This window comes from Streptomyces sp. NPDC042002 (assembly GCF_055588305.1).
Genome location: NZ_JBVJCT010000001.1, coordinates 63,970 through 77,480, shown reverse-complemented (window position 1 = coordinate 77,480; position 13,511 = coordinate 63,970). Strand labels below are relative to the sequence as shown.

Annotated in this window: 8 protein-coding genes; 4 read left to right on the top strand and 4 right to left on the bottom strand. The window is 69.6% G+C overall.

All coding sequences use genetic code 11. The annotated features are described in order from the left end of the window. Nucleotides 1-316 precede the first annotated feature (316 nt). Nucleotides 317-1,870, top strand: a complete 1,554-nt coding sequence (locus ACZ6KY_RS00300; protein WP_469308057.1) for a DUF1996 domain-containing protein — start codon at nucleotides 317-319, stop codon at nucleotides 1,868-1,870. Nucleotides 1,871-1,992: 122 nt separating this feature from the next. On the opposite strand, the gene ACZ6KY_RS00295 is transcribed toward ACZ6KY_RS00300, so the two are convergent. Beyond that, the gene (locus ACZ6KY_RS00295; RefSeq protein ID WP_469308056.1) at nucleotides 1,993-2,418 is read right to left on the bottom strand and encodes a hypothetical protein; all 426 of its coding nucleotides are present in this window, start codon (nucleotides 2,416-2,418) and stop codon (nucleotides 1,993-1,995) included. 157 nt (nucleotides 2,419-2,575) lie between these two features. Here ACZ6KY_RS00295 and ACZ6KY_RS00290 point away from each other — a divergent pair, with 157 nt between their 5' ends. The 3 genes from ACZ6KY_RS00290 (at nucleotide 2,576) to ACZ6KY_RS00280 (ending at nucleotide 5,902) form a co-directional block, all read left to right on the top strand. Beyond that, nucleotides 2,576-3,085 (top strand): tetratricopeptide repeat protein, encoded by a 510-nt coding sequence (locus ACZ6KY_RS00290; protein WP_469308055.1) that lies wholly within the window; start codon nucleotides 2,576-2,578, stop codon nucleotides 3,083-3,085. 52 nt (nucleotides 3,086-3,137) lie between these two features. Continuing rightward, the gene (locus ACZ6KY_RS00285) at nucleotides 3,138-5,066 is read left to right on the top strand and encodes a hypothetical protein (RefSeq protein WP_469308054.1); all 1,929 of its coding nucleotides are present in this window, start codon (nucleotides 3,138-3,140) and stop codon (nucleotides 5,064-5,066) included. A gap of 134 nt (nucleotides 5,067-5,200) precedes the next feature. After that, nucleotides 5,201-5,902, top strand: coding sequence for a TetR/AcrR family transcriptional regulator (locus tag ACZ6KY_RS00280; protein ID WP_469308053.1), 702 nt, complete (start codon nucleotides 5,201-5,203; stop codon nucleotides 5,900-5,902). Nucleotides 5,903-5,980: 78 nt separating this feature from the next. On the opposite strand, the gene ACZ6KY_RS00275 is transcribed toward ACZ6KY_RS00280, so the two are convergent. The 3 genes from ACZ6KY_RS00275 to ACZ6KY_RS00265 all read right to left on the bottom strand — a co-directional run bounded on the left by ACZ6KY_RS00275 (nucleotide 5,981) and on the right by ACZ6KY_RS00265 (nucleotide 13,412). Continuing rightward, a complete protein-coding gene (locus tag ACZ6KY_RS00275; protein ID WP_469308052.1) occupies nucleotides 5,981-6,337 on the bottom strand; it encodes a 5-carboxymethyl-2-hydroxymuconate Delta-isomerase in 357 nt (118 codons plus the stop codon). A gap of 157 nt (nucleotides 6,338-6,494) precedes the next feature. Continuing rightward, the gene (pulA, locus tag ACZ6KY_RS00270; RefSeq protein ID WP_469308478.1) at nucleotides 6,495-11,885 is read right to left on the bottom strand and encodes a pullulanase-type alpha-1,6-glucosidase; all 5,391 of its coding nucleotides are present in this window, start codon (nucleotides 11,883-11,885) and stop codon (nucleotides 6,495-6,497) included. A gap of 144 nt (nucleotides 11,886-12,029) precedes the next feature. Continuing rightward, a complete protein-coding gene (locus ACZ6KY_RS00265; RefSeq protein WP_469308051.1) occupies nucleotides 12,030-13,412 on the bottom strand; it encodes an alpha-amylase in 1,383 nt (460 codons plus the stop codon). Between the last annotated feature and the right edge of the window lie 99 nt (nucleotides 13,413-13,511).

Below are 13,511 nucleotides of genomic sequence, written 5' to 3'. Positions count from 1 at the left end.
CGGGCGCGATCTCGAACTTGGCCGTGCGATCGGCGAGTTGGAGCCAGGGGTGAGCTCCGGTCGGCGTACGGCGACGGAGCCATTCGGATGGTCGCCTACTGAATATCAGTCAAAAAAAGCGCCCTCAAACCTGAATAGCCAGATCAACTCTCGTGAATTCGCGGGCTTCTGGGACCATTGTGCCCGAATTGGTCTCAGGAACTTCCAAGTTTTCTTCGAGACCCCTGAACACCTCCCGCACCTCCCGCGTATGGAAAGGAGCCGCTTCACTCCTGTCGGGCGCCTCACTGCCCCGCAAGGAAGTCAGAGGAGTTCCATGGGACGCAACATTCGAAAACGCCGTTCGCCGCTGGTCGTTCGCGCCGTTGCCGCGTCGGCAGCGCTCGCGATCGGTGGGGGTGGGCTGGTCTGGGCGAATTTCTACGCCTCGGCACACGAGAGCAACTCGGCTCACAACACCACCAAGGCCGCTACCGCACAGGTCGCGACCATCACCTGTCCGGATGTCGGTCAGAAGCTGACCAGCGTTCCGAACCAGGCGCGGGGCCAGGTCGACGGAGAGCTGGCGACACTCGACCAGCAGATCACCGCCGCCTACCAGCGGCTCGCCACCACACGTGACGCGCAGACGAGAGACGCGAGCTTCGTCCAGAACTCCATCCTCGTACCGCTGAAGAACAACCGGTCGGTGATCCTCGACCGGATCAAGCTGGAGATCAGCCGCGTCGGCGGAAAGGTTCCTGGCTGGCTCGACGGTCTCTCCACCTGCACGGGACAGCCCGCCGACCAGACGAACACCGGCGGACAGAACAACGGCGGCGCCGCGGCCAGTCCGTCCGCGAGTGCCAGCGCGAGTGCGGGCGCAGGCGCCGGTGCAGGCGCCGGTGCAGGCGCGTCCGCGAGCGCCAGCGCCCCTGCCGGTGGCGCGCAGGCCGGGAACGGCGGCCAGGGCGGAAACGGTCCGCTCGCGACCGACTTCGTCGACATCCGCAAGGTCCAGCCGAACGTCACCGCCAAGGCCAAGATCGGGGCGGCCGGTTCGGCCGGTGTGTTCACGACGGCCTGTGGTGTCAACGCGAACAAGAAGTTCAACACGGACAACGTGATCGTGGCGCCCGGTGTCACCAACGGCGCGCACCACCTGCACGACTACGTCGGCAACCAGTCGAACGACGCCTTCGCCACCAACGACACGCTCGCGGCGGCCCAGACGACCTGTGCCAACCAGGGCGACAAGTCGACGTACTACTGGCCGGTCGTGCGTGTCCAGAACGGTACGCAGGACTTCGACCAGAACAACCTGGGCGGCGGCAAGGAAGGCAACGTCGGCCAGATCCAGCAGGTGAAGCAGGCGCAGATCAAGTTCGTCGGCAGCCCGACCAGCAAGGTCGTCGCGATGCCGAAGTTCCTGCGCATCATCACCGGTGACGCCAAGACCACGACCAACGGTCTCGGCAACGCCAACGCCCACTGGAGCTGCACCGGCTGGGAGAGCAAGGTCCAGCTGACGCAGCAGTACCCGATCTGCCCGCGAGGCAGCACCGTGGTCCGCACCTTCGCCTTCCAGAGCTGCTGGGACGGGGTGAACATCGACAGCGCGAACCACCGCACGCACGTGGCCTTCGCCGACGCCCAGGGCAACTGCGCCAACGGGTTCAAGGCGATCCCGCAGCTGACGATGCGCCTCGTCTACAACTTCCGGGCCCCGGTCCTCACCAACGGGCAGATCAAGAACGCCTACGCGGTGGACGGTTTCCCGGAGCAGCTGCACAAGCCGGCCACCGACCACGACGACTTCATCAACGTCTTCGACGACAACCTGATGAACAAGCTGGTCACCTGCATCAACAACGGCCAGCGTTGTAGGTAGGCCCCCATGAGGAAGCCGGTGGCGGGAACTCCCCGCCACCGGCTTTCTTTTGTGTCCTCACCCCGTGGCCCTCCGTGGCCCGCGCGGTCGGCCCCGCGGCCCTCGCGCGCTCAGCCGCTGTGTCAGTGGCCGGCGTGCGAGGCGTGCGAGGCGCCTTCTTCGAGGGTCCCGCCGAGCCGGCCGCGCAGCGACGTGACCATCTTCTGGTCCCCGACGGCGACCCACTTGGCGCCCACGAGGTACGAACCGCCGTAGTCCTTGGCCCCGTTGAGCCACTCGCGCTGACCACGGTCGGTGGCGAAGGTCGCCAGGATGAACTTGCCGGTGCTGATCGCGCAGACACCCTGGCGGATCTCGTCCGCGTCGGTCTGGATGCTCGGCTTGCACTTCACCTCGGCCGCCAGGTCCTCCAGGCTGCCGGTCGCCGTGGGCGGGACGGTCTCCTTCGCCGCCGCGCCCTTGCCGTCCGATCCGCCGCCGCAGCCGGTCAGTGCCAGCAGAGCGGCCACGGCCGCCCCGGTCAGAAGCTTCCCGCGTGTCAACCTCATACGTTCCTCCGGTACCTGTCGGCGTTCACGCCGAGGAGAGCCCCGGGCGAGGGCTCTGCCTTCGATACGGCTCCGGGCCGCCCCGTGCTCAATCGGCCGTCGTCACGGCTGGGGAACCCGGTACCGCCGGAGGTACGGCTGTGCGAGGGTGACACCCGTGAACGAAGACTGGGAAGAGCGTACGACGGCGGCCTGGGCCGGCTTCGACGACTACGAGGAGGAGCGGGCGGCGGACTTCCGGGCGGTGATCGACGCGCTGGTCGCCGAACTGCCCGCGGACAGCCCCCTCGGCCCCTTCGAGCAGGCCTGCGCCTGGGACTCGACGGGCCACTCCGACAAGGCCGTGCCCCTGTACCGGGAGGCGCTGGCCCGCGGTCTGAACGGGTACAAGGGCCGGCGCGCGAAGATCCAGCTCTCCAGTTCGCTGCGGAACATCGGACAGGCGGACGAGGGCGTCAAGCTCCTCACCCGCGAACTGGACGGACCCTCCGACGAGCTGGACGACGCGGTACGCGCGTGTCTGGCGCTCTGCCTCGCCGACCTCGGCCGCGAACGCGAGGGCCTGTCCCTGGTGATCGGCGCCCTGGCCCCCCATCTGCCGCGCTACCAGCGGTCGATGGCGAACTACGCGCGCCTGCTCGTGGAGCCCGGGGAATCCGGGGCCTGAGCCCTCGGCGGGGGGCCGGTGACCATCCATCGATTCGCTCGTTTTGCTGAACGTGCAGTCACAGGATGTAGCCCCGCGCCCAGCACCCTCCGCCGGAGCGGTCGTCGACCTCGAGCAGGCCGAGGCCGCGCTCGTCGAGCACTACCCTCGGCTGGTCCGGCTCGCCTATCTGATGCTTCCGCCGAGCCTCGGCCGCAATCGCCGGGTGCTCACGGCGCACGCCCTCACCCAGCGCGCGCTGCCGCGGGGCCGGGCGTCGGACGACGCGTCGGCGATCCCGGCCCAGCAGAGCGGCGGCGGCCGCGACGGCGACCCGGGCTACACCTTCGTACGCCTCCAGGTGGTGCGTACGGCACTGGAGGCGGGGCTGCCGCTGAGGCGGCGGGCGTGGCCCAAGCGGTCCCAGCTGCCGCCCCTCCTCCCCCACGTGTGGGGCCTGCGGCTCTTCCCGCGCTCGGGCGGCGCCGACGAACTCGCCCTGGACCAGCGGCTGTCCGCGCTCTCGGGACCGGCCCGCGCCGCGTATGTGCTGCGCGGCCTGGAGAAACTGCCCGACGCGGGTCTGCGCAAGGTGCTGGCGGCGGCGGGCGTCGAGGACCCCGCCGCGGCGCTGAAGGAGGCCGCGGGCGTCGAGGCGCGGGACGCGCTGCTCGACTCCCCCGAGTTCGACCCCTGTTCACTGCACGCCCGGCCCACCGACCTGATCCGGCGCAGGCAGCACATGAAGGCCGCGCTCGCAGCCACCGCCGCCGTGGCCGTGTGCGGCGCGCTGCTCGGACTGCCGGGCGACGGCTGGCGCCCGGACGGCGCCGCGGCCCCCTCCTACGCGCAGAACCCGGCCGCCGAGGCCGCCCTCGACCCGGCCCGGCTGGAGCGGGTGGCGCCCGCGGCCTGGGAGTCCTCCGCGCGCACCGACTTCTCCGTCTGGCCCGCGCGCGGCGACCTCGTCAAGGACACCGCGCTGCTGCGCCGCGCGCTCGCCGTCTGGGCCCGGCCGGGCGAGTCCGTCCAGGTCGCGGCGACGCCCGACACACCCTCCGGCGCCCCGCCCGGACCGCCGCAGCTGCTGTACGCGGGCGAGGTCGACCAGGCCCGCGTGGTGCTCCTCTACGACGGTCTGCGCGTCGTGCGCTACGCCGAGCCGAGGAACGGCACGGGCGGCGCGGCCCTCGACTTCGCGCGGGTCGACGGGGCGAGCGGGGCCGAGGCGAGCGCGGTGGTGCTGGGCCGGGCCGACGGCAACGTCCGCTATCTGACCGCGCCGTGGGTGACCGAGGCCGCCGAGCTCGACCTGCTGAAGCCCTCCGCCGGGGCCATCGACCTCACCGTGTCCGCGGACGGCGCCACCTCTCCGCTGGCGGGACCGCCGCAGACCGGGGCGTGCACCTCGTGGAACGTGCTCCAGATCAAGGACGGTTCCGGCACCCATCTGCTGAGCGACCTCGGCGAGCTGACCCCGGCCCACCTCACCGCGGGCCGGCCCGCCGCGCCCCAGGAGGCGGCGGGCGCCGAGAACCTGCGGGAGTGGGCGCCGTTCGCGTGTTCGCTGGCCTCCGTGCGTTCGCAGGGCGTGCGGTCCGTGAACGCCTGGCAGTACGCCCGGCAGCCGCTGCCCGACGGGAGCGGGCCGGCCGCGTGGGTGTGCACGCGCGCCGACACCTGGCGGGGCGGCGGCACCCGGGTGCTGGCCCACTTCCGCACCCCGGACGGGACGTCCGGGGCGGTCGTCGCGAAGGCCGAGAACTCCCCGGCGTGCGGTTCCCGCGATCCGCACGTACTGGCCGGTGTGCTGTGGAAGTCGGGTGCCGGGACGTGGTACCTCCTCGCGGCCGGCAGCCAGGACACGGCGTCGGTCATCGCGACGGGCGGGGTGCGCGGGTCGGCGGAGGGATCCCTGCTCACCGTGCGGACGAAGCAGGGGGCGCGGGCCGAGCTGAAGGGCACCCTGGCGGACGGCCGGGGCATCACCGGGCTGCGCTGAGTTCCCCACGCACTGGCGTCACAGGACGCGGTTCCTCCCGGCGTGGACGCCGGGACATCCCTCGCACGAGTCAGGTGAACACCCTCGGCCGGACCTGCCCGATCAGGGCCGGAATCGATCGGTAAGGTGTTCGCATGACAATCGGGGTACGCCGCAGGATGGGTGTCGAGGAGCGACGGCAGCAGTTGATCGGCGTCGCCCTCGAACTGTTCAGCCGACGCTCGCCCGACGAGGTCTCCATCGACGAGATAGCCTCGGCCGCGGGCATCTCGCGACCGCTCGTGTACCACTACTTTCCGGGCAAGCTCAGCCTGTACGAAGCCGCGTTGCAGCGGGCCGCCGACGATCTCGCGGGCCGGTTCGTGGAGTCCCGCGAGGGGCCGCTGGGGGCGCGGCTGCTGCGGGTGATGCGCCGGTTCTTCGATTTCGTGGACGACCACGGGCCCGGTTTCGCCGCGTTGATGCGGGGCGGGCCGGCCGTCGGCTCGTCGACCACCAACGCGCTCGTCGACGCCGTACGGCAGGCGGCGTACCTCCAGATCCTGTCGCATCTGGACGTCGGGAACCCGCCCGCCCGGCTGGAGCTGGTGATCCGCTCCTGGATCTCGCTCGTCGAGTCGACCGCGCTGATCTGGCTGGACGGACGGCGGATTCCGCGCGGTGAGCTGGAGGTGCAGCTCGTGCACGACTTCGCGGCCCTGGCCGCGGTGAGCGCCGCCTACGACCCGGAGGTCGCCGAGCTGCTGCGCAAGGGCCTCAGGGGCGAGCCGGGCGACGGACCGTTCACCGACCTCGTCGTCCGGCTGCTCGCGCTCGCCTCGCCGCCGGAGGCGTAGGAAACGGGCAGCGGGGTTCCGCCCCGCACGGACCGGGCGCGCCCCGGAGCCTCGGGACTGCGTCTCGGACCCGCGGGACTACCCCTCGAACTTGCGGTACGACGGGTCGAGGTCGCGTACCTCGGCCGAGGCGTGCAGTTCCAGTCCCCCGGACTGCTTCACATGGGTCTTCAGCAGCTCCAGTACGGCCTCGGTCAGCTTCTCCTTGACCGCCTCGGTCCGCCCGGCGAGCAGACCGAGCGTGACGTGGACGACGGCGTGCCCGCCCGTGTCCGCGCCGACGACCGTGTCCTCGGTCCGGCGGAACTGCGTCTTGCACGCGCCGATCTTCGCGGCCGCCGTCTCGACCACCTCCGCGTGCAGGGCCAGGGCGAACCCGTGCCGGTCGAAGGCGTCTTCGAGCGGCGCGGAGTAGTCGACGGTGATCTGCGGCATGAGCACTCCTGTTCCAGGGACAGTCGTGATCACCCTAACCGCAGCGCCGGCGACCGGAACGACCCCGTGCCGGGCGGGCGGACGCCGGTGAGGGCGGCTCCGGATCCCGGCTCGAACTCCCGGTCTCCGGCTCCGCCCTCACCGAGCTAGCCAGCTGTCACGGCGTCCGGGTGAAGACCGCGACCGTGCGGCCCGGAACGGCGAAGGTGCCCGTTCCCTCCGCGTAGGACGAGGACTTGACGACCGGGTCCGCGCCCGCCGCCTGCACCGGGTGCAGCGTGTATCCCGTCCCGGCCAGGGAGCCGACGGTCTGCTCCTGCTTGTCGGGGGTCGCGTTGAGGACGATCACGAGATCGCCGAGGCGCAGGGTGATCACCCCGGGGGTCTCGTCCTTCCCGGACAGCGGGAAGGAGAGCTTCGACTGCACCTGATCGGCCGTGGAGAGCGAGAAGACCTTCTCGGTCGAACGGATCCGCTGTAGGTCCTGGAAGGCGGCCGAAGTGCCGTCGATCTGGGCGCAGCCCACCTTGACCGAGGTCAACAGCGGTGTGGCGTAAGGCCACTTGGCGGCGTTGTCGGCGGCCGGGGGCAGCCCGCGCCCGAAGCCGTTGCCGTCCTGGCAGTTCCAGTGGATGGCGTTGAACCAGTCACCGCTGTCGAAGGAGTTGCGGTCGAGGGACTTGGAGCGCAGCAGGTCGGAGCCGGCCTGGGAGAGGGACGGCCCCTGCGAGAGGGTGGCCGTCGCCATCGCCAGGACCTGCATCCGGGCCCGGTCGGCGGCGCTCGTCGTCGCGGGCAGCTTGTACGTCAGCGCGTCGTACAGGGACTCGTTGTCGTGCGCGTCGGCGTAGGCGAGCGCGTCACCCGGCGCGGCCGCGTAACCGGCGGGCTGGCCGTTGTAGTCGACCTCGGAGCCCTTGACCTCCTTGCCGGCGGAGTCGGTGAAGTGGAACGCGGCCAGGTTGCCGCTCAGGCCGACCTCGATGAGGTCCTGGTAGTGCAGCAGCCGGGCCTTCTGCTCGGCCGGAGTGCCGTTGGCGGTCGAGGAGTTGGGGTCGGTGTACAGGCCCGAGGCGAAGCCCTGGACGCCGGGGTCGGAGTCGAAGGGGCTGCCGCCGCGGACGGCGTCGCGGGCGCGGTCGGAGAAGGTCGCGATCCCCGTCCCCGCCATGTTCTTCTGGGTGGCCTGGACGAACCGGGCGTCGTCGGCGACCTCACCGAAGTTCCAGCCCTCGCCGTACAGGATGATCTTCTTGCCGTCGACGCCGTCCTTCGCGGGGGTCAGCCCGTCGAGGGCCTTCCTGACCGCGAGGATGTTGGCCTTGGGCTGGTGTCCCATGAGGTCGAAGCGGAAGCCGTCGACCTTGTACTCCTTGGCCCAGGTGACGATCGAGTCGACCACCAGCTTGCCCATCATGGCGTTCTCGGTGGCCGTGTTGGAGCAGCAGGTGGAGTTGGCGACGCTGCCGTCGGCGAGGAGCCGCTGGTAGTAGCCGGGGACGACCTTGTCGAGGACGCTGGTGTCGGCCTGGCCGCTCGCGGCGGTGTGGTTGTAGACCACGTCCATGACGACCCGAAGGCCGTCCTGGTTCAGGGACTTGACCATCTTGCGGAACTCGACCGTGCGCCCGGTGCCGTCGGGGTCGGTGGCGTAGGACCCCTCGGGAACCGTGTAGTGGTACGGGTCGTAGCCCCAGTTGTAGGCGTCCTTGGCGGCGGTCTTCGCCACGCACTCCTGCTGCTTCTGGGAGTCGGCGGCGTAGGAGGCGAGATCGCAGTCGGTGCTCTGCTGGTCGGCCTTCTTCTCGGGGATGGTGGCGATGTCGAACGCGGGCAGCAGGTGCACGTACGAGGTGCCGGACGCGGCCAGCTTCCTCAGGTGCTTCGAGCCGTCGCTGTTCTTGTCGGTGAAGGCGAGGTAGGTGCCCTGGTCCTTCGCGGGGACGGTCGTGTCCGCCACCGAGAAGTCCCGGATGTGCAGTTCCTGGATCTGCGCGTCGCGCAGCGGTACGGCCTTGGGCTTCTTGAGCGCCGACCAGCCGGACGGGGCGAGGGACTTGGCGTCCAGGTCGACGACCAGGCTGCGCTCCGAGTCGGCGGTCAGGGCCACCGAGTACGGGTCGGTCACCTTGTTGGTGACGATCTTCCGGACGGTCGGCGCCCACACCTTGACGACGTAGCGGTAGGGCTTGTTCGTCCAGGACTTCCTGCCGGTCACGGACCAGACGCCGGTGGCGTCGTCGCGCCGCATGGCGACGGTGGAGCCGTCGAGGTCGAGGTGCACCGACTGGGCGGTCGGGGCCCACACGGACAGGGTGGGAACGCCGTGGTGGAAGACCGGCCCGAGGTGCGCCTTCGTCGCGGGGTACAGGTCGTCGAGGACGCCGGCGATCTGCACGCCGGTCGCCGCCAGCACGGCGCCGTTCGCGGCGCGTTGCGAGGCGACGAGCTGGCCGCCGAGCGCCGAGCGCACCCGGGCGCGGTCGCGCGGGTCGACGGACCAGGCGGTGTACGTCTTCAGATAGGGGAACTTGGCCTTCTGGGCGTCGGTGAGGGTGGTCTTCTCCAGCCGCAGCCAGCGCTCGTCGTCGCTGGTCAGACCGCCGTCCTTGACGGCGATGGAGCCGTCGTGGGAGGAGAGGAGCTGGGTGGAGACGGCGGCGTCGGAGCCGTTCCAGGCGACCGTGTCCCGGTCGATCCAGACCGCCTTGGAGGTGGTCAGGTCGAGCGCGGCGGCGCTGCCCGCGGGCTGCGGCAGGAGGTACTTCTCCTGGCCGTCCAGCAGCCACACCTCGTGGCCGTTCGCCGTGAGGTCCAGCGACTGGTCGGTGGGCAGGTCCTTGTCGTCACCCTTGTGGAGGATGTAGCTGAGGCTGGTCGCGCCCTCGGCGAGCGGCACCTCGTAGACGGCGCCGTAGGCGTCGGTCCGCACCGGCTCCAGGGGCTTCGTCCAGTCCGTGGGCGTCGCGGCCCCGGTCCACACGTGCAGACCCCAGCCGGCGTAGTCGCCGTCGGCGCGGTGGTAGTGGATGACGGCCTTGGTCTTGTCCTGGGCGGGCAGGTCGGGCTGTTCGGTGAGGACGGTGTCCTTGCCCTGCTCGACCCAGACCTCGCCGGTCTTGGTGACGTCGATCGTGCGGTCGCTCGCGACGTCCTTGTTGCCGTCCTTGTCGATGACCAGGAAGCCCACGCTGGAGGCTCCGGGCTTCAGCTTCACGTAGGCGAAGGCGCCGTAGGCGTCCCGGCCGACGAAGTCGTGTCCGGCCGGCCAGGTGGTGGACTCGCCGTCGGCGATGTCGCCCCAGGCGTACAGGCGCCAGTCGGTGTAGTCGCCGTCGGTCCGCTTGTAGTGGACGACCGCGTAGTCGCGCGAGGAGGCGGCCGGGATCTCCGCGGCGGGCACGGTGCCGGTGGTTGACTCCGCCGTCGCGCTCGCCGTGTGACCGGCCGAGTCGATGACGACGGCCTTGTAGCGCAGGGCGGTTCCGGCCGGTACGTCCTTGCCGATGGCCTGGGTGACCTTGTACGGGGCGTGGTCGGCGGAGCCGAGCGTGCGCCAGGCGCCGCTGCCGGTCTGGGCGGCGAAGACGACCCGGTCGAGCTGTCCGCCGGTGACGTCCGCCGACAGTTCGACGGTGCCGGTGGCGCCCGCGTCGGGGGCCTTCAGCGTGAGCGTCGGCTTGGCCGCGGGAGCGTCGAGCCGGCCGGCGGCCTTCAGGACGATCGCGGAACCGGCCGGGACGGTGACGGTGACCTTCTTGTCCGCGTCGCTCTTCACCGAGGCCGACGTTCCGTATACGGCGCGGAAGTCCATGTTCGCCGACCCCGTCGCGAACGTGGCCGACTTCGCGTCGTCGGCGTTGTTCACGGCGACGACGTACTCGGTGCCGGTCTTCGCGTCCGTGCGGGAGAAGGCGTACACACCGGCGCCGTCGGCGGCGTACCGCTCGGTCTGGACTCCGTCGGCGAGGGCCGGGTTGTCCTTGCGGAGCTTGGAGAGAGCGCTGATCTCGGTGTAGAGCGGTGCGCTCGTGTCGTACGCGTCGCTCGCGTGCGTACGGTCGGTGCCGATCTCGTCGTCGTCGAGGTAGTCGGCGACCTTGGAGGCGAACATCGTCTGACGGGCGTCCTTGTCACCGCCGGAGCCGGTGAAGCCCTGCTCGTCGCCGTAGTAGACGACGGGGTTGCCGCGGCTGAGGAACATCAGCTCGTTCGCCAGCTTGTCCTTCTTCAGCAACTGCGCGTCGGTCGCCTTGGGGTTGTCCTGGTTCAGGAAGTACCCGATGCGGCCCATGTCGTGGTTGCCGAGGAAGGTGACCTGCTCGTAGGCGTTGGCCTTGTCGGTCGTGTACTTGTAGTCGTCCGCGAAGAGGGACGCGAGCTTCTGCGCGCTGCCGCCCTGCGAGGCGTACGTGCGGGCCGCGTCCTGGAAGGGGAAGTCGAGGGTGGCGTCGAGGCGGCCCTGCGTGACGTACGGGGAGGTGATCGACGTGTCGGCGGAGTAGACCTCGCCGAACATGAAGAAGTTCCTGCGCCCGTGCTTGGCGGCGTACGCGTCGAGGGCGGTCGCCCACTGCGTCCAGAACTCCATGTTCACGTGCTTCACGGTGTCGATCCGGAAGCCGTCGATGCCGAAGTCCTTCACCCACCGCTCGTAGATCTTCTCCATGCCGCTGACGACCTCGGGACGCTCGGTCCACAGGTCGTCGAGGCCGGAGAAGTCGCCGTACGTGGTGGACTCACCGGCGTAGGTGGAGTCGCCGCGGTTGGAGTACATCGTCGTGTCGTTGAGCCACGACGGGACCTTGGCGTTCTTCTTCGCGGCGGGAACCGTCGGCGTCCGGGGGAAGGAGCCGGTGCCGACCGAGGGGAACTTCTTGGTGCCGTCCGCGTCGTCGAAGGGCTTCCCGTCCTTGGTGAGATACGGGAAGGCGCCCTTGGAGAGGTAGTTGTAGGACTGTTCCTTGTAGTCGACGACATCGGCCGTGTGGTTGGTGATGACGTCGAAGAAGACCTTCATACCCTTGGCGTGGGCCTTGGAGATCAGGGTCGACAGGTCCTTGTTGGTGCCGAAATGCGGGTCGACCTTGGTGAAGTCCGTGATCCAGTAGCCGTGGTAGCCGGCCGAGGCGTCCTTGCCGGTGCCCTGGACGGGCTGGTTCTTGAAGATCGGCGCCATCCAGATGGCGGTGGTGCCGAGGCCCTTGATGTAGTCGAGCCGCTTCGTCAGGCCCTTGAGGTCGCCGCCCTGGTAGAAGCCCTTGTCGGTGGGGTCGTAGCCGGTCGACAGGCGGGAACCGGTCAGTCCGCCCTCGTCGTTGGACGTGTCGCCGTTGGCGAAGCGGTCCGGCATGACGAAGTAGAACTGGTCACGGGTGGAGTCGTGTCGCGTCGGCTCGGCGGCGAGCTTCGCGTCCGACGGGGGTGCGGGCGGGGTCTGGGCCCGCGCCGCGATGGGTTGCGCAAGCGATACGGCCAGTGCGGCGGCGAGGACGGCTGCGCGCAGCCTGGGGCGGCCGATGCGGCTCGCCGCCCCTCTCGGTATCAGGTCCACAGCTGTGAACTCCTAGCGATTACGGCGTACTCGGGTCCGACCCCGCGCAGCGTTTCGGCCACGATGCCGAACGCCCGCGTGACCGTATCGCTCACGCAAGGTTTACAGCAAGAGTCTTGCAACGTGCGGAAAGACTTTTCAGCAGCTGGACTTGCCCGCGTAGATGGCAAGGGCCGTGTTGGCACCCAGCGTCGCCGTGAACTGGCCTGAACTGTTCACCGTGACACTGGTGTTGTTCTGGACGTTGCAGTAGGTCCCCGCGGCGAGCGAGGTGCTGTACGTCCGGCTCAGCGAGGACGTCTCGTGGTTGATGGCCACGAAGCCCTGGCTGCCACGGCCGAAGGCGATGGCGTCACCGCCGTTGTCCCACCAGTCGCTGAGGGCCTGCCCGCGGGTGGTGTTGCGGAAGGCGACCATCGACTTGATCTCCGGCCAGGCGTGCTGGCACTTCCACCCGTCCTGCCAACAGGCGTTGACGGTACCGCCGTTGGGCGGTCCGGCGTCCACGTCGGACCACTCGTAGCCGGAGTTGATGTCGGGGGCGCCGTAGGGGTAGGCGAGCATGAAGACGTTGGCGAGGGTGTAGTTCGCCCCGTCCTTGTAGTTGAGCGTCGAGCCGTTGCGCTCGGTGTCGTGGTTGTCGACGAAGACGGCCGCGACCGAGCTGCTCATGTAGCCCCAGCCCTCGCCGTAGTTCTTCAGGTAGGCGAGGTTCTCGTTGTTGAAGACCCGCTTGAGGTCGTAGGCGTAGCGGAACTCCTGGACGTCGCCGTTGCCGGTGTACTCGGTGGGCTGGACGGCCTCGCCCGAGCCGTAGATGACCTCCTGCTTCCAGTAGACGGACGGATTGCTCAGCCGGGACTTGATGTTGGCGAGGTCGGCCGCCGGGATGTGCTTGGCGGCGTCGATGCGGAACCCGTCGACGCCGTAGCCGAGCAGGGTGTTCATGTAGCCGGCGATGGTCGACCGGACGTACTCCTCGCCGGTGTCCAGGTCGGCGAGACCGACGAGTTCGCAGTTCTGGACGTTGGCGCGGTTGGTGTAGTCGCTGACGGTGGCCGTGCAGTCGTCCATGTCGGCGGACGAGTAGAGGCCCGGGTAGTTGTACTTCGTGTACGAAGAGCCGCCGGTGCCGGTCCCGGATCCGGCGGACATGTGGTTGATGACGGTGTCCGTCACGACCTTCACACCGGCCGCGTGGCAGGTGGTGACCATGTTCTTGAAGGAGGTGGCGTCGCCGAGCCGGCCGGCGATCCTGTAGCTCACGGGCTGGTACGACGTCCACCACTGCGAGCCCTGTATGTGCTCGGCGGGCGGGGACACCTGGACGTAGCCGTATCCGGCGGGGCCCAGCGTGTTGGTGCATTCCTTGGCGACCGAGTCGAATTTCCACTCGAACAGGACGGCGGTGACGTCCTTGGTGCCGGGCGGCGAGGCCGCCGCCGTACCGGGGGGAACGGTCACCGAGACCGCCAGGCCCGCCACGAGGGCGAACGAGGCGGCAAGCGTTTTCCTTGCCATGTGTGGGTACTCCTGCACTTCGTCGTGCGGGTGGGGGGATCGGAACGTACCGCTTGCAGTCAAGTTTCAGCAAGATGTCGAAAGAACTTCCAACTCGCT